General features: G+C 44.5%; 18 protein-coding genes. 12 read left to right on the top strand and 6 right to left on the bottom strand.

The annotated features are described in order from the left end of the window. The first annotated feature begins 145 nt into the window (after window positions 1-145). From lon to ISALK_RS02815, 5 genes are all read left to right on the top strand, one after another. Complete coding sequence (gene lon / locus ISALK_RS02835) at window positions 146-2,476, top strand: endopeptidase La (RefSeq protein WP_160718822.1); 2,331 nt, start codon at window positions 146-148, stop codon at window positions 2,474-2,476. Further along, window positions 2,466-3,101, top strand: a complete 636-nt coding sequence (yihA, locus tag ISALK_RS02830; RefSeq protein ID WP_160718820.1) for a ribosome biogenesis GTP-binding protein YihA/YsxC — start codon at window positions 2,466-2,468, stop codon at window positions 3,099-3,101. The genes lon and yihA overlap by 11 nt, the downstream gene beginning before the upstream one ends. A gap of 178 nt (window positions 3,102-3,279) precedes the next feature. Further along, window positions 3,280-4,023, top strand: coding sequence for a TetR/AcrR family transcriptional regulator (locus ISALK_RS02825; protein WP_160718818.1), 744 nt, complete (start codon window positions 3,280-3,282; stop codon window positions 4,021-4,023). Window positions 4,024-4,055: 32 nt separating this feature from the next. After that, on the top strand, window positions 4,056-5,978 hold the full coding sequence (locus tag ISALK_RS02820) for an ABC transporter permease subunit (protein ID WP_160718816.1): 1,923 nt from the start codon (window positions 4,056-4,058) through the stop codon (window positions 5,976-5,978). A gap of 32 nt (window positions 5,979-6,010) precedes the next feature. After that, window positions 6,011-6,940, top strand: coding sequence for an ABC transporter permease subunit (locus ISALK_RS02815; protein WP_160718814.1), 930 nt, complete (start codon window positions 6,011-6,013; stop codon window positions 6,938-6,940). A 77-nt stretch (window positions 6,941-7,017) separates the two neighbouring features. Here the strand turns inward: ISALK_RS02815 and rd (ISALK_RS02810) are convergent, their stop codons facing one another. Continuing rightward, a complete protein-coding gene (gene rd, locus ISALK_RS02810; protein ID WP_160718812.1) occupies window positions 7,018-7,179 on the bottom strand; it encodes a rubredoxin in 162 nt (53 codons plus the stop codon). A gap of 114 nt (window positions 7,180-7,293) precedes the next feature. After that, window positions 7,294-7,455, bottom strand: coding sequence for a rubredoxin (gene rd, locus ISALK_RS02805; RefSeq protein ID WP_160718810.1), 162 nt, complete (start codon window positions 7,453-7,455; stop codon window positions 7,294-7,296). A gap of 256 nt (window positions 7,456-7,711) precedes the next feature. Here rd (ISALK_RS02805) and ISALK_RS02800 point away from each other — a divergent pair, with 256 nt between their 5' ends. Next, window positions 7,712-8,410, top strand: coding sequence for a YczE/YyaS/YitT family protein (locus tag ISALK_RS02800; protein ID WP_160718808.1), 699 nt, complete (start codon window positions 7,712-7,714; stop codon window positions 8,408-8,410). Window positions 8,411-8,656: 246 nt separating this feature from the next. Here ISALK_RS02800 and ISALK_RS02795 read toward each other — a convergent pair whose 3' ends face one another. Then, entirely contained in the window at window positions 8,657-9,085 is a 429-nt protein-coding gene (locus ISALK_RS02795) for an aspartate carbamoyltransferase regulatory subunit (RefSeq protein ID WP_160718806.1), read from the bottom strand. After that, entirely contained in the window at window positions 9,078-10,013 is a 936-nt protein-coding gene (pyrB, locus tag ISALK_RS02790; protein ID WP_160718804.1) for an aspartate carbamoyltransferase, read from the bottom strand. Before pyrB ends, ISALK_RS02795 begins: the two co-directional genes overlap by 8 nt. A 217-nt stretch (window positions 10,014-10,230) precedes the next feature. Between pyrB and ISALK_RS02785 the strand changes: the two genes are divergently transcribed. From ISALK_RS02785 to ISALK_RS02775, 3 genes are all read left to right on the top strand, one after another. Further along, window positions 10,231-11,727 (top strand): sensor domain-containing diguanylate cyclase, encoded by a 1,497-nt coding sequence (locus tag ISALK_RS02785; RefSeq protein ID WP_160718802.1) that lies wholly within the window; start codon window positions 10,231-10,233, stop codon window positions 11,725-11,727. A gap of 54 nt (window positions 11,728-11,781) precedes the next feature. Then, window positions 11,782-12,048, top strand: a complete 267-nt coding sequence (locus ISALK_RS02780; protein WP_245394403.1) for a metal-sensitive transcriptional regulator — start codon at window positions 11,782-11,784, stop codon at window positions 12,046-12,048. Window positions 12,049-12,139: 91 nt separating this feature from the next. Continuing rightward, entirely contained in the window at window positions 12,140-12,373 is a 234-nt protein-coding gene (locus ISALK_RS02775) for a glutaredoxin family protein (RefSeq protein ID WP_160718800.1), read from the top strand. A gap of 137 nt (window positions 12,374-12,510) precedes the next feature. Here ISALK_RS02775 and ISALK_RS02770 read toward each other — a convergent pair whose 3' ends face one another. Then, entirely contained in the window at window positions 12,511-14,334 is a 1,824-nt protein-coding gene (locus tag ISALK_RS02770) for a heme NO-binding domain-containing protein (RefSeq protein WP_160718798.1), read from the bottom strand. A 159-nt stretch (window positions 14,335-14,493) separates the two neighbouring features. Between ISALK_RS02770 and ISALK_RS02765 the strand changes: the two genes are divergently transcribed. Genes ISALK_RS02765 through ISALK_RS15295 form a run of 3 tightly spaced genes read left to right on the top strand, consistent with a single transcriptional unit; the run spans window position 14,494 to window position 16,490 of the window. Continuing rightward, on the top strand, window positions 14,494-14,736 hold the full coding sequence (locus tag ISALK_RS02765) for a phage shock protein B (protein ID WP_160718796.1): 243 nt from the start codon (window positions 14,494-14,496) through the stop codon (window positions 14,734-14,736). Between the two features lie 27 nt (window positions 14,737-14,763). Then, entirely contained in the window at window positions 14,764-15,762 is a 999-nt protein-coding gene (trpS, locus tag ISALK_RS02760) for a tryptophan--tRNA ligase (protein WP_160718794.1), read from the top strand. 38 nt (window positions 15,763-15,800) lie between these two features. Beyond that, window positions 15,801-16,490 carry a DUF881 domain-containing protein gene (locus tag ISALK_RS15295; protein ID WP_160718792.1) on the top strand — a complete coding sequence of 230 codons (690 nt, stop codon included), beginning with the start codon at window positions 15,801-15,803 and terminating at the stop codon, window positions 16,488-16,490. 11 nt (window positions 16,491-16,501) lie between these two features. Here the strand turns inward: ISALK_RS15295 and ISALK_RS02750 are convergent, their stop codons facing one another. Continuing rightward, entirely contained in the window at window positions 16,502-16,774 is a 273-nt protein-coding gene (locus tag ISALK_RS02750; RefSeq protein ID WP_160718790.1) for a hypothetical protein, read from the bottom strand. Window positions 16,775-16,882 lie beyond the last annotated feature (108 nt).

The raw sequence follows: 16,882 nt of genomic DNA, 5'->3' as shown, positions 1-16,882 counted from the left end.
GGGAAGGATTATTTGCAAAAGTGTGAGGTTACTGTTAATCTATAGAAGAAAAGGGTATGCATCTTGAAAAAGAAAGTTTGAAAAGATATAATAGAAAGCGATATTCAGTCTATAATTTTAGGCTACAGAGACGAGGAGGATTCAAATGAAACATAAAACCATGGAACTACCACTGATTCCCTTACGAGGAATGTCTATTTTTCCATATATGGTACTGCATTTCGATGTGGGACGGGAGCAGTCGATTAAAGCCTTAGAGGAAGCCATGATCCACGATCAAATGATTTTCTTGGTTTCTCAGATCGAGGCGGAGATCAGCATGCCCTCCACCGATGATTTTTACCATGTGGGGACCATAGCGAAAATCAAGCAAATGTTAAAACTTCCCGGAGACACTATTCGGGTTCTGGTCGAAGGAATCTCCCGGGGGGGAATCAAGGAATTTATGCAAGAGGATCCCTACTTCGTTGTGGAAGTGGAGGAAAGTATGGAGGAGGGAGAGATCACCCCTCAAGGAAAAGCCTTGATGAAAAGCGTGATGAACGCCTTTGAAGATTATGTGGAGAACAATAGCAAAATTTCCCCGGAAATACTGGTGACCTTAGCGGAGATCGAAGAACCCGGTCGACTGGCGGATACCGTTGCAGCGAATATTACTTTAAGTCCGAAGGAAAATCAGGAACTCCTTAGTGCTTTTGATCCCGATGAACGGCTGGAGATTCTTTACAAACTGTTATTGGAACACATTCAGGTCCTGGAGATAGAAAACACCATTAACAGCCGGGTAAAGGATCAGGTAAACAAAGTACAGAAAGATTATTATTTACGAGAACAGTTAAAGGCCATACAAAAAGAATTAGGGGAAGATGAAGGCGTCGTAGAGGAAGTGGAGGAGTATAAGGAAAAGCTTGAAAAACTTAAATTATCCGAGGAAACCAAGGAGAAGGTTTTACGAGAGATCGATCGACTGTTAAAGCTATCTCCGGGATCCCAGGAAACCGGAGTAATTCGAAACTATGTGGATTGGATATTGAATTTGCCCTGGCAAAAAGAGACCAAGGATAAGCTGGATATCACCAAATCCGCAGAGATATTGGATGAGGACCATTACGGCCTGGAGAAAGTAAAGGAACGAATTTTAGAATACTTAGCCATACGGCAGCTTTCTCAAACCATTAAAGGACCCATTCTTTGCTTGGTTGGACCGCCCGGTGTAGGAAAAACTTCCATTGCAAAATCCATCGCCCGTTCCCTGAACCGACACTTTGTCAGAATGTCCTTAGGAGGCATACGGGATGAAGCGGAGATAAGAGGGCACCGAAGAACTTATGTGGGGGCCATTCCGGGAAGAATCATTTCTTCCATGCGGGAGGCGAAGAGCAAAAATCCCGTATTTTTATTTGATGAAATCGATAAAATTGCCAATGATTTTAGAGGAGACCCGGCTTCCGCTTTACTGGAAGTCCTGGACCCGGAACAGAATAAAGACTTTACGGATAATTATTTGGAAGTGCCCTTTGACCTTTCCAATGTGATGTTTGTCACCACGGCAAATACCACCCACAGTATACCCCGAGCTCTTTTGGACCGGATGGAAGTTATTCGTATTGCCGGTTATACCGAGGAGGAAAAGGTAAATATCGGAGAAAAATACTTGATTCCGAAACAGGTCAAAGAACACGGGCTGAAAAAGAGTAATCTGCGAATTGAGGAGAAAGGCCTCCGGGATCTGATCAACTATTACACCCGGGAAGCGGGAGTTCGGAACTTAGAGCGCCAAATTGCCAATGTCTGCCGGAAGGTTGCGAAACGCATCGTAGAGGAAAATATCAAAAGCGTCCGATTGACCTCGAAAAACATCGAGAAATATTTGGGGAAACCCTTGTACCGATATGATCTGATCAATCAAAAAGATGAAGTGGGAATTGTTCGAGGCCTTGCCTGGACGAGCGTAGGGGGAGATACCCTCTCCATTGAAGTGACCCTGATGAAAGGCAACGGAAAACTGGTTTTAACGGGACAATTAGGAGACGTAATGAAGGAGTCGGCGAAGGCAGGAATCAGCTACATCCGTTCTGTGGCGGAAAGTCACGGTATTGATCCCGAGTTCCATTCCAAAAAAGATATTCATATTCATATCCCGGAAGGAGCCACTCCGAAGGATGGTCCGTCCGCAGGCCTGGCCATGGCCACCGCGGTGATTTCCGCCTTGACGGATATTCCGGTGTATAAAAATGTAGCTATGACCGGAGAGATCACCCTGCGGGGACGGGCCCTACCCGTCGGAGGTGTTAAGGAAAAAGTATTAGCGGCAAAAAGAGCAGGGATCGACAAGGTACTGCTTCCCTTGGAGAACAAACGGGACCTGGAGGACATTCCGAAAAATGTTCGGGACAGTTTAGAGTTTGTATTGGTGGAAGACATGGACACGGTTATCAAACATGCCTTGGCAAAGGATGATCCCCATGAAGATTAAAACTGCAGAAATCGTCATGAGTGCCGTAAAGCCGGAGCAGTATCCGGAAGGGGATTTACCGGAAATTGCCATGGTGGGACGATCCAATGTGGGAAAGTCCTCGGCGATCAATACCCTGCTGGGCAGGAAAAAATTAGCCCGGGTCAGTTCCAGTCCCGGGAAAACACGAACCATCAATTTCTACCTGATCAACAATGCCTTTTACCTGGTGGATCTTCCCGGATACGGCTATGCGAAGACGTCGAAGCCGGAACGGGCGGCATGGGGGAAGATGATCGAAACCTATCTTTCCACCCGGGAAAATCTGCAGGAAGTCATCCAGCTGGTGGATATTCGACACAATCCCTCCCAGGATGATCAATTAATGTATAACTGGTTAAAGCACTTCGGTTACGGATCCTTAGTGCTGGCCACAAAGCTTGATAAAATCAAACGAAGCCAGTATCAAAAACATATTAAAAACATTCGAGAAATCTTGGAAATGCCCCCGGAAAGCAAGGTGATGGCCCTTTCAGCCCTTAAAAAAACCGGGGTGGAAGATGCCTGGGAAAAGATGGGTTCCTTAGTGGAAAGACCGGAACCTAAAGAGGAGACCCAACAGGAAGTCACCGACGGGACTCAATGATCCCGATGAAAATTGAATTGTTAAGGTAAAAAAAGAACTTAGACTGGAATCGGTCTAAGTTCTTTTCTTGACAAAAAAGATCAAAAGCTATACAATTATTTATACTTAAGTATAGAAATGAGTATAGAAATGAGTATAGAAATGATCATAGAAATCACCAGTGAAGGGGCGTTAAGATATGAAAAATAACAAGTTACTGACCCAGCGGGAATATAAATTTGCCAAAACCCGAGATAAAACCCTGCAGGTATTTTTGCAATACATCCAAGAGGAGCGGGAAGAGGATCTTACCGTGGATGTTATTTGTGAGGAAGTGGAAATATCCCGGGGAACCTTCTTCAACTATTTTCCCTCGAAGGAACACTTATTTACTTATTATGGTTACGATTTTTGCGGGAAGCTCTGGTTGCAGCTGGAGGAAAAAAAACAAAGAGGTGTTTCCGTAAAAGAAAGAATTGAACATATCTTTCGCTTCACCGCGGAGGAAGATGAAAAGTACGCCAATAGTTTTACGAAATTTGTTCAGCATATCCTCCGACGGGGGGAGAAAATGATTGAGGAACTTCCCTATACCCGGGCGGATTTGTTGCTTGTCTTCCCTGAGGATTACGAAAGGATTTTACAGGATCCCCAATTGCACCATCAGGTCTCCGAAAAAGGGCGCTTGGCATCTCAGGATTTCATTCATATTCCCACGGTGGGGGAGATGCTCCATTTATTAATCGTAGAAGGGGTACAGGAAAAAGCTTTCACCAAGGAAATCCCCATGGATAAGATGTTGATTCATTTGTTGAATTTGTATTTTGCCCCGGCGATTACACCAAAATTTTTAGGGGATAAACAGAACCTGAAAAGTTTTTATGGATATCTATTACCGGATTTGTTGGAAGAAATGGCAGTTCCCCGACATAAGAGGGAATAAGCAAATCAGTATAAGAAGGGAAGGGGAAGATGATGAGAAAGATAAACATAACGTTGTTAATGGGGACAGTGATCGCCGCTTTCTTGGTAATGATGGCCTTTTTCCCCCAGTGGTTTACGGATCAGGATCCCAATACTCAGCAGCCTCGAATCCAAGTGGAGGAACAGGAGGTGGACGGGGAAATGGTCAAGGTGTATAACCAACCGCCTCATGCCCCGAATCCGGAAGCCTGGATGGGCACCGACGGCGTGGGAAGAGACCTGTGGACACGACTGGTTTATGGAACCCATACAACCCTGAAGGCGGTTATTTTGGCGGTGTTTTTTCGATTTTTGGTGGCCATCCCCGTCGGCGTGTCCGCCGGCATGAAACTTCCCTTGTTTTCTAAGGGGCTAAAGGTATTTAATACACTGTTCACCGCAATTCCTGGTCTTATCTTCAGTTTTATTGTTCTGAATATTGAGTACATCCGAAACCTGCCCTTAAATCAAGCGATGCCCATCTTTGTAACGGTGCTTACTATTGTGGGATGGCCCAAATTGGCAAGGCAAATTGAAGAACGAACGGAAATAATAATGGAGGAAGACTTTATTGAAGGCGAGATTGCCCTGGGAAAGCATCAGGGACAAATCCTTAAAGAAAATGTTCTTCCTCATTTAACCCCCTCTCTGATTAGCTGGAGCTTTCTGGAAATGGGATTGGTACTGTTTTTACTGGCCCAGTTAAGTATTTTGGGAATTTTTATCGGACCCAGTCAGGGGGCGATGGTTATAGATGGAAATCCTCAGTGGTTCACCGCGGTCAATGCAGAGTGGTCCAATCTATTGGCAAGAGCTCCGGTGGATATCCGGGCAGGACATTATTGGTTGGTTTTATTTCCCGGGCTGTTTTTCTTCCTGGGGATCACCGGCTTTAACCTTATTGGAGAGGGCTTGAAGGAGGAGTTTCAAAAAAGAGAATCCCGGATCGTATCCTGGATTCAACAGGGGATTCATCAGCTGTCCCCGGCACTTTATCTAAAGCAGATTACCCGGTTTAAGAAATATCGGTTCCCGATTGTGATAAAGACCACGGCGGTCTTATTGCTTTTAGGCTTTATTATCTATCCCGGAGCCCAGAGTCTGTATTCCTTTGACGGGGAACAGTCCCGGCAGCATTTGGAAAATCTATTAGACAGAAAAGAGGGACAACAAGGGGTACAGGACTATATTACTGAAAAAATGGAGGAGGCGGGGTTGGTAAAATCGGGAGAGGACTCCTATGTTTTTTCTTCGGAGGATGGAAATCACGGGGAGACCCTGATCGGTATTTTGCCCGGAGAGAACTGGGAAAAAATCAAGGATCCCGATGGCTGGAGAGAAAAGCAGAACCTCGTGATTATCGGAACCCGTTATGACGGGATTTACCAGGGAGAGGAACGGATCTCTCCTACACGGGCCACCGGGGCTGCCAATGCCATAACCTTAGCAGAAATCATGGCAGGAGCCTCGGAAGGGTTGGAGCAAACCCTGATGTTTGTTTTTTGGGATGGACAAGGTTCCCAGGTGAACATTGAAGAGCCCAACCGGTATATGCGAAATCCTGTAATTCCTACGAATCGAGTGAATTATCGGTATTTGGATCTGGGCTATATTCCCCAGGATTCTCAACGCAGTTTACAAGTCAGCCTGTACACCTCCAAGGCTCAGCAAATTCAATTTCAACAATTGATGTTTGATGTACAAAATACCCTGGACCGCAATCAACTGCAATACCATTTAACCATGAACTTAAGAGGCAGTGGAGCCATTGCGGGACTGTCCTTGAGTTCCCTGTTCTCCATTGGCGTCGGGGAAGAATACTACTCCTTTATGGAAAAGGAAACTCCGGATCCCGGGGATAGCCATGAAACCTTCCTGGAGCAACAGGGCCAGTTTATTTTGGATATGCTTACCATGACGGAGCATTTTGACTAATGAGAATCCGGAAGTGAAAGGAGGCTCTTTCCATGGAAAGAGAGCTGCGACGGGAAGTTTTTAAAAAAGCTTTGAAAAAACTGTTGTTTTTGTTGTTGCTGGTCACGGCACTAGTGCTGATTACCAGTATTCCTGTGAATTTTAATTTGGACTATTATGACGGGGACTTTCAGATTAATACTACCTGGCAGGAAATCCGGGGGCATATGAGAGAAAATCTAACCCTGCTGTTCAGCGGAAGGATTTTTCAGGTTCCTCTGGACAATCAGAGCCTGGGAAATTTGCTTAGGGTCAGCGGCCTGAGAAGTTTTACGGTTTTTTTCTTCGGTATGCTCTTAGGACTCCTTTGGGGGGTGCCCAAGGGAATCCTGGACCGGAAAAAGGCCCATAAAAAAGGGACCTTTAAAACCCTTCAAAAAATTCTGCCCTTCTCCCTGCCGGAGATCCTGGTGGTGCTGGGGATTCAAGTACTGGGATCCTATCTGTATCGAAACCAGTTGTCTCCGATTCCCCATGCAGGTTACAGCGGCTGGTTAAATATGATCTATCCTATACTGGCGATTTCCGTTCTTCCCGGAGCCTATATGGCCAAGATCACAGCGGAGGCTATCCAGGAAATGGCAAAGGAGCCCTACATCCGTGTGGCAAAGGGAAAGGGATGCAGTCCCTATCGTCTTTTTCGGGTGCATTACTCCCGGGGAATTCTGTTGGAGATTTTAGGGGCTTTTCCCGCTATTTTGGTAATGATGTTTTCCAGTCTGGTGATTATTGAGCGGATGTTTTATTTTCCCGGTCTAACCTATTATTTAGTGGAGTTTTATGCCAATTCCACGGGGAATGTTCATCAGGCGGGGATTGGTTTTACTTTGTTTATTGTAACCCTGGGTGTGTTCTATTATATTCTTTTTCAAGGAGCGGAATTTCTCAAGTCCTGGGCCCTACCCGCCGGGGATAGAAATTAAGTCAACCCTAAAAAAACCTTCTAAGAAGCCAAGGCTCTCAGAAGGTTTTCTTTTGAATGGTTGGATAATCTTTTTTATTATTCCTCGGGCTCAAACATACTTTTGTCTACGCCGCAAACGGGACATACCCAATCCTCCGGTAAATCATCAAAGGATGTTCCCGGATCAATTCCGGAATCTGGGTCTCCGACCTCCGGATCATAAACGTAACCACATGGTACACATACATATTTCTGCATATTTCATTTCCCCTTTCAGTATAGTAAATGCTAACAATAGTAGGTATACCCAGGTGAACATCGGACTAAACAAAAAAAGATTAAATTATTATAAACTAATCCGGTGAAACCTTTTTATTCCTCGGGTTCAAACATGCTTTTGTCCACGCCGCAAACGGGGCATACCCAATCCTCCGGTAAATCAGCGAAGGACGTTCCCGGATCAATTCCCGAATCCGGATCGCCAACCGCCGGGTCGTAAACATAAGAACAGGCCATGCATTGATATCGTTGCATATTTCATTTCCCTCCTTTCATCAATAAAGTACAATTGATACTACGTATACCCCGGAAGTCCCTTCCTAAACAAAGATAAGGAGAGCTTTTATCGGAATTTTCCCATTAGAATGATTATCGGAGAGAACTTGAATTCCTAAGGAAACGTGATATAATGGGAGTAGATATTTCGGTGCTCTAAAGAAAAAGGGGCACTTTTGAAAAAGAACAGATTAAAACAAAAACAAGCAGGAATAAGGAGAAAGAAGGGAAGAAAATGACAAAAGCCGGAAAAATCACGATGAAAGAGATCCTAATCAAAAGTCCCAACCTGTTTTTAGGGTTTATATTTTTTGCTGTGGGAATTCTGCTTACCCGGGATGCAGGCTTAGGCATGGCGCCCTGGGGAGTTTTTCATGTGGGGCTGTCGAACTATTTTCCCATAACCATGGGACAGGCCACGCAGCTGATGGGTCTTTTGATCTTAACCGTGGCCTTTTTCCTGGGACAGATTCCGGGACTGGCCAGTATTATGAATATGGTTTTTATCGGTATGTTTATTGATATTTTAGACGCCTTGGTGAACATCCCCACGCCGGAGAATCCCTTGGTGGCGGTTGCAATGATTTTAATCGGCGTATTTTTTATCGGCTGGGGAACCTATTTTTATCTCAGGGTGGAACTGGGGGCCGGTCCCCGGGACGGACTTATGGAAGGGCTGGTGCGAAAAACCCGGCGGCCGGTCTGGATGATCCGGGGCGTGATCGAAGGATCCGCGCTGTTTCTCGGCTTCCTGATGGGGGGGCCTGTAGGCTTCGGGACCCTGCTGATCGCCTTGACCCTCGGATTTTCCGTGGAATTTGCCTTCAAAGTCGGAGGTTATCACTCCAACACCGCCCGTCACTTGAATTTAAAGGAGTTATGGGGTAGGTTTCAAGGATTGGATAACTCTGTGCAGTATCAGCGAAACCCGTAGTGAAACCCGAAGCGAAGTCCCTGGCGAAAATCCTTGGCAAACGACAGCCAAGCTTCAAATGCACAGCCAAGCTTCAAATGCACAGCCAAGCTTCAAATGCACAGCAAAAACTCAAATAAACAGTAAAATTTCAAATTCAACGTACAAAAAAGCCTGAGCATTACTTCTCAGGCTTTCTTGTATGTCTTTTTTTTGCCCTTTAAGGTTCTTCTTTAAGGTTCTTCTTTAGGGTTTTCAGGGCCTTTACTACAGCTTATATTCCGTCAGTTCTTCGCAGTAATGGCAGCGATACTGAATTTTACCGTTTTCCACCCGGGTAAACTTCGGTACTGCATAGTCGTCCACGGTGGTAACGCAGCGGGGATTTTTACACTGAAAAAGTCCGGTGACTTCTTTCGGGATTTCCAGACTTTTTTTCGAGATGATCTTTTCATCTTCGATGATGTTCACCGTAGCCTTGGGGTCAATCAGTCCGAGCATGGTAAAATCGATATCCACATTATCCTGGATTTTAATGATGTCCTTTTGGCCCAGTTTGTTACTGGAAACATTGATTAACAGCACCACGGGATAATTTACCTTTGCAAGATTCAGCTTTTCAAAAATCTTGATTCCGTTTCCTTTAGAAATATGATCTATTACAATGCCCTTTTGAATTCCCGTTACCTTAAGCATGATCCGCCACCTCCAATAAGAATGATATTAACGCCATTCGAACATAAACGCCGAAGGCCGCCTGTTCAAAATATTTTGCCCGGGGATCCTCATCCACATCATAGTGGATTTCATTGTTTCGAGGCAGAGGATGGAGCACCATCAAATTCGTCTTTGCCTCGGAGAGCTTATCCCGGGTAAGAATGTAGCTGTCCCTGAGACGGATGTATTCCTCTTCATTTAAAAAACGCTCTTTTTGAATTCGGGTCATATACAAAATATCCGCATCTTCAATGCAGTCTTCCAAATCCGTAAATTCGGAAATGGAAATATTATAGGAGTCCAGTAAATAATCCTTCAGGTGTCTGGGGATTTTCAGCTCCGGTGGAGAGATCAGATAAAAGGAAATGTTTTCAAAACGACTGAGGGTTTTCAATAAAGAGTGGACGGTACGACCGAATAACAGGTCTCCGCAAATGGCAATTTTCAGATTGCTGATTTGGCCTTTGTACTTTTTGATGGTGATCAAATCCGTTAAGGTCTGGGTAGGGTGTTGGTGTCCTCCGTCGCCGCCGTTGATTACCGGCACCGTAGCGTATTCCGAAGCCAATTTCGGGGCTCCTTCCATGGGATGGCGCATCACTAAAGCGTCGCAGTAATCATCCAATACACGGACGGTATCGGCAAGACTTTCTCCTTTTTTAACGGCAGAGGTATTGGCATCGGAAAAACCGAGAACTTTACCTCCAAGGCGTAACATGGCGGATTCAAAACTAAGACGGGTACGGGTACTGGGTTCATAAAAGAGGGTGCCAAGGATTTTTCCTTCGCAAAGACGGGCGTACTGTGAGGGGTTTTGCTGGATGTTCAGACCGAGGTCGATGACCCGGTTGATTTCCTCTAGGGTAAAATCATTGGGGTCTACTAAATGTTTGACAGTGTTATTCATTTTTATTCCTCCCTTGAAGTTGTTAGGGAGCTTGAACTCCCTTTTTAGTCTCACAGGACTAAATTAAAGGCTTACGTTTCTAAAAATATAACAGATCCTTAAAGATCTGTCAACGAAAGAATTCCCTGAAGAATAAAAATATGATAGTATAGCAGTAGATAAAAAATTCGAACTTTTTAATGGTCGCGACTATTAATACGTCATGGGAGAGAACGCTATGAACTTTCAAGAATTGGAAAGAAAATTTCTGAAAATCACCCGAATTCTTAATCGACAGCAGGATAAAGACCGGGGGATCGATCTGTTGGGGAGATTCATTAAGTCCCGCTTCGGCGGGGAGGTTTTGTTTTATGATTTCACCGCGGACAAAAGTCAGGCGGTGGTTAATAAAGTCTCCGAGGAACATCAAGGATCCGGAACGCCTCTTCCCATAGACCGGCCCATAGAGGACTACAATAAACCATTGTGGTTGAAGGGGAAAGAGGAAATCGATCCGTATTTCGGGGACAGCCGAAGAATTTTTTTCATGAACCGGGTGTTTGCCATGCCCATCATCACCCGGGGAGAATTTAACAATTTATTGGTGGTGTATGTAACCGGGGAAGAGGAGATTTCCCTGGAAACCCAAGCTTTTGTCAGGTTTGCGGTAAAGGAACTGGTAGCCTTTTTATCCCGGATAAAAAATAGCAACCGGTTTTTTGAAAAAATGCTTTTTCGGATGAATTATCTGGAAAATATTCTTCTCTTTCAAAATCAGGAGTCGGACCTAGAGAAGATTATGAAAGAAATCGTGGAAAATATTCCAAAAGCCATCGGCATGAAAAAATGTACCATCGCTTTGCTGGATAAAAAGAAGGAGTATTTACTTCCTTACTATTCCAACTTCATAGACGCTTCTAAGGCGGAAAAGTATCCCATGGATAAAGAATTGATACAGGACCATACGGGAATTCTCGCTTTGGAGAAAAAAGAGCCGATTATTGTCTACGATGCCCAAAAGGATTCAAGATGCGATCCGGAATTGGCAAGAAAACTTAAGGTCTACTCCAATGTGACGGTGCCTATTATAAGTCTCCGGGGGGAAGCTCTGGGGGTGATGTACGTGGATAACGGACAGTACGAAATTTTCACCGCGGAACAGATCCGGTTTTTGAAAATTATCGGGGGACACATCGGTTTGATCCTGTCCAATCTGAATTACATCGATCGACTTCAGTCCAAGGTTCGAACCGATGGACTTACGGGGCTGTATAACAAAGAAAGCTTTCAAATCCTTTATCAGGAATATGTCCGAAGCCGACAAAAGACCAAAGGCCGTTTTGCCTTATTGATGATGGATATCGATAATTTCAAGAGGATTAATGATACCCATGGTCATCCCCTGGGAGACCGGTTTCTGAAAAAAATCGCTAAAACCATGGAGGAAAGTGTGCGGGATGGGGATGTGGTAGGACGCTACGGCGGAGAGGAATTTATTATTCTACTGAAGGACACCGGCCGGGCGGGGGCCTGTCGCATCGCAGAACGGATACGAAAGAAGATCGAAGAAATCCGGATCCGGGAAATCTCCACAACCATTTCCGCAGGGCTGGCGGTTTTTCCCGAGGACAGCAAATACAGCGGGGAGCTTATAGAAGTTGCGGATCGGAATCTCTACCGGGCAAAAAAAGCGGGTAAAAATCAAATTTTCGCCGAGTATATTGACAAACTGTAATTTTCATAATACTATAAGAGTACCCCCTGAGGGTGGGGACAAGAAAGGATTGTGATGGCTATGTCAGAGCAGGAAACCAAAAGAGCGGTGATTAATCGTCTCAGAACCATAAAGGGTCATATTCAAGGGATCGAAAAAATGGTGGAAGAGGATAAGAATTGCAAAGATATCTTACTTCAGGTGGCAGCGGTAAAATCCTCCCTTCAAAAAACAGGAATTGTCATTATGGAGAACCATACGAAAAGCTGCTTAATGGATGAAGAATTAGACCGGGAAGAGTTGGAAAAAACCATCAAAATTATTGTGGACTTTATGAAATAAAGTGTTATAGTATCGAAACTACGGGTAAGTATTCCATAGGGAATAGTGTTTTCCTAATATGGAGTTATGAAATAAATAAAGGAGGATGGTTATGGCTAAAAAAGTGGTAATTTACACGAGTAACACTTGTCCCCACTGTCATACGGCAAAGGACTATTTAATTGAAAATAATGTGGAGTTTGAGGAACGGAATGTACAGAAAAGCCCCGATGCAAGAAAAGAACTAATGGATAAAGGTATTATGGCGGTTCCGGTTATACAAATCGAGGAAGAACTGATCACCGGATTTGATAAGGACCGGGTAGATGAGTTATTAGGACTGTAAAAAGCAATAGGATCTTTACTATTTCAACATAGGAAAAACAAAAGACCGGGAAGGGTATTCTTCCCGGTCTTTTGTTCTGAAATAAAACCCTGCAAAGTATAAAACCTTGTAAAAAACAGAACCCTCTATATTTTGAATTATATTTGATATTTCTTAAGCTCTTCTCTAAAGTTCCCCGTGAGCTTTTGAAGCATTTCAATATTAGAAGAAAGATCCTTAACCTTTTCCGCGTACTGGGTGACCCCGGAGCTCATTTCCTGGGAGGCGGCGGAGTTTTCCTCGGCAATGGCGGCCAAAGAGTGAATGTTTTCCACTACCCCGGTGAGTTTTTCCGTCTCATCGGATAACTGAGTAACCAGGGAAACAATACTTTGGGATACACCGGAGATTTTTTCGGTGTAGCTTTCATTATCTACGGTAACCCGCTCTAAGGTTTGGTTGGAAGCCTCCAGGTTCTCGAACTGGGTTTCAATCCGCTCCACAAAGGTAGAGATTTTGGAAATAAAGGAGTCCAGCTTGCTATTAATTTCCCCCACGGCCTCCTTGGAGTTTTCCGCCAGGGAACGAACTTCTTCCGCCACTACAGTAAAGCCCCGGCCATGTTCTCCGGCACTGGCGGCTTCGATGGCAGCGTTGAGGGCCAGGAGATTGGTCTGGTCCGCAATGCCCTCTACGGTACTGGAGATGTTCATGATTTCCCGGGCCTCGGAGGCCAGTTCCTTTCCTTCCCGGTTGACATGGGCAAAATTATTTTTCACCCCGTTGATTCGCTGATTGACCTCTTGGATCTCTCCGAAGGAAAGCTTCAAGCTTTTCACCGCATCCTCCAGCTCATTTTTCATCTTGGTCTCGTCTTTGACAATGTTATTGACGGTGGAAATATTGGTATCCAGGATACCCACCGCATGTTCCGTTTCCTCCGCCTGGCTGGAGGCGCTTTCCGCCACATCATTGACAATGCCGTCAATGGAGGTGGATAACTCCTTCATGTTTTGGGCTATTTCCGAGAAGCGTTCCACAAAATTATTCATATCATCGGTACCGCCTTTTAAAAACAGGAAATCCTTTTGCAGGCGGCCTTTGACTTCGATCAGATCCCGATTGATCTCCTCCACCAGATCATTGGTTTTAAGGTGGGTTTTGCTTCCGAAATCCAGGCCTTTCATTTTCTCCAACTCTTTTTTAAAGAGTTTGGTCGGTTCGGTTATGAAGTAGGCACTGAGGTATCCTGCAACAAAAGTGATCCCAGTGACCAGTAGTCCGTGGCTGTAGTGGAAACCTTCTATCTGATTTTGGAGGACCAGGGTACTGACAAGAACCAGCCCCGTGGGAAGCAAAGAAATTTTTAAGGGCAGGTCCCGAATAAAGCCCAGTCCAAAGGCTTTAGAAGTATTGCGATGGATTGTCTGATCCGGACTTTTTTCAAAACGAAGATGAACCCGCATAAAGTGCTTGCCCTCGTTATCCACTCCCGAATCCAACACATGGTACTGTAAGTTTTCTTTAAAAAACGAGGCGCTTCCCTCCAGCAGACCTAAAAAATAACTGCTGAGATTACGCTTGGAGCGGTAGTGAATTTCCACTTCCTTGTCGCTAAGCTCCTTCGCCACCAGGCGAGGAGGGTTGGAACCCTTAACAATCTTCGTAAGCTGACTATGTACATCATCCATCATGGTCAAAAAACCCTTCAGACTGTAACGTTCGAAATAGGAAGGGAACCACCGGTGAAAGGTTGAAATGTTTTGGCGCCCCACCTGCTTCCATAGGTCCTCGGAACTTGTTCCCGTCTTCTCGGATAAGTGATGGAAGACCCTGAAGATTTTTTCATCCTCAATATCATCCAGCGGTGATATGATCTGTTCCCGGTCCCACTGAAGGGCCTCCAGGGTATTGTGAAGGGTTTCCCTGTCGAAAATTTTCTCCAAGCTGTCAAGCCATGTGTTTACGATGGTGCCTTTCAAAATAACAACCTCCTTTAAGTATGAAACAAAATTCTGCATTGTTCAAATTATAGCATATAATTAAGAAAAACGAAGGGTTTATCGGTTTTTTATTTAAGAAAATATGGTATAATGATGAATAATTCATTCTTCGAAAATCATCAGTAAAGGAGCCCTGCAATGCCTACGTCGACGTTTCAATTCCTTAGTATTTTATTAGTCCTCTTTATGCTGATCACTCCGGTGATTGTGGTATACCTGGTACTAAATTATTTCGGGAAAAAAAAGGGAATCAAAAATGATTCCGTGGAAGAAGAATACTTAATCAACAAAGTTCTGGAGTTGGAAGAGCGAATCCAATACTTAGAAGAGTTGCAAACGCCTAAAAGCTTTGAAGAAACCTTTGAGGAGTATGAATCATAGAAAAATATCATAAGGCAGGTGGAAAAAATGAACAAGCAGAAACAAAAAGTGATCTTTAGCGGAGCCCAGCCCACGGGAAGTTTAACCTTGGGAAATTATATCGGAGCCGTGAGCAATTGGAAAAAGCTGCAGGAGGAATATGATTCTTTTTTTTCCATAGTGGACTTACATTCCTTAACGGTTCGTCAGGATCCCAAGGAATTTTACAAAACCTCCTTATCCTTTTTTGCTCAGTACCTAGCAGCGGGATTGGATCCGGAAAAAAACACCATATTTTTTCAATCCCAGGTGAAAGAACACTCGGAACTGGCCTGGATTTTAAGCTGCAACACCTATTTAGGTGAACTGAATCGAATGACCCAGTTTAAGGAAAAATCGGAAAAACATAAAAACAATATCAATGCCGGTTTGTTTACCTACCCCGTATTACAGGCGGCGGATATTTTATTATACGATACCCATCTGGTTCCCGTAGGGGAAGATCAAAAGCAGCATCTGGAACTGTCCCGGGATATTGCTCTGCGCTTTAACAATCACTACGGAGAGACCTTTGAAGTCCCCGAGGTATTTATTCCCAAGGCCGGGGCTAGAATTATGAGCTTGCAGGAACCGGAGAAAAAAATGTCCAAATCCGATGAAAATCAACAGGGAACCATCTTTTTAATGGATGAGGACAAGGTGATTGAGAAGAAAATTAAACGGGCAGTTACCGACAGTGAAAATGAAATCAACTACCGGGAGGAACAGCCCGGGGTGAAGAATCTGATCAACATCTATGCTACTATGGAAGGGATTTCCATCGAGGCCGCCATGGCTCACTTTGAGGGGGAAGGCTACGGCAAGCTGAAAAAGGATGTGGCGGAGGTTACCGTAGCCCATCTGCAGCCTTTTAAAGAAGAATACCGAAGATATATGGAAAACCCTGACCATTTGTTAAAGGTATCCAAACGGGGGGCAGAGAAGGCCCGGGAGCGTTCGGAGAAGACCATGGAGCGGGTAAAGGACCGTTTAGGATTGATTCGATAGCCGTTGATTCGGGAGAGTGAAAAGGAGGAGTGAGTACTGTGAAAGAATATAAATGGATTGTTATGATCATTTTTACCTTGACGGGACTTTCCATCGGCTTACTATTCTCCATTGAAGATCCCTCGGCTGCAGAAGTAACCCCGGAGGAAGTAGTTTATGAGCAGGAGATCGAAGAATTGGCATCGATTAATGAAAACCTTCGTCAGCGGATCCATAAGGTCCAGGAAGACGTGGAAACCCTGGAGGTGGATCTGCCGGCGGAGAACCCGGCCCTCACCACTTTAAGACAGGAAATCAAAACCTTTGAAATGCTGGCGGGAAGGCCGGACGTCAGAGGGCCGGGGGTTGAAATCATCCTCAGCAGCAGTAATGACGAAAATATCGCCATGATTGTGGATCACAAAAAATATTTGGTCAACCTGGTCAATGAGCTTCGGGTTTTCGGCGGAGAAGCCTTTGAAATTAACGGGCATCGCATTGTGGACCGGACAGAGATAACCCTGGCTGGAAATCACATCAATGTAAACAGCACTCCCATCGCCCCTCCCTATGAGGTGCAAAGCATAGGGAACCCGGGAGAATTAAAGCAGTATGTGGAGTACGGCACCTTTATTTTTGAGATGATGGAAGAAGACGGAGTAGTTGCGGAAATCAATTTTCATGATGAAATGGTTATTGAAGGATTCCGAGGAGAAAAGACCTTCCGATATTTTGAAGTGGTGGAGTAAGTTCCGGAGGTTTAATGCTTCAGAAATTTGTGGAAAATCAACTTGATGGGTAAATAGGAAATCACCACAACCAAAGACCAGAGAACAAAGGAGAAAAAACTTAAGGATCGGGCCCGGGCAACCAGTAAAAAGGCGGCAACCACCAGGGATAATAAATAGGTATCATGGGTTTTCAGGCTTTCTGTAAACTTTCGCTTAACCAGGATTCGGTCCATAAGGGAAAATATCAAAAATGTACGAACCCATTCAAATATTAAATATAGACCGGTGGTTAATAGGTCCATTATTGTCACCTCATTTAGAGAAATTTTGATATTACTAATGTACTACAGGGGAAAGGAGAAATCAAGATATGGAATCAGGCTGTCATTAATGTAAAAGAACTCCTCGGG

The sequence above is a fragment of the Isachenkonia alkalipeptolytica genome, from assembly GCF_009910325.1.
Lineage (GTDB): Bacteria > Bacillota > Clostridia > Peptostreptococcales > T1SED10-28 > Isachenkonia > Isachenkonia alkalipeptolytica.
Note: the sequence above shows the minus strand (reverse complement) of the source record. Positions and strands in the feature narration are given on the sequence as shown.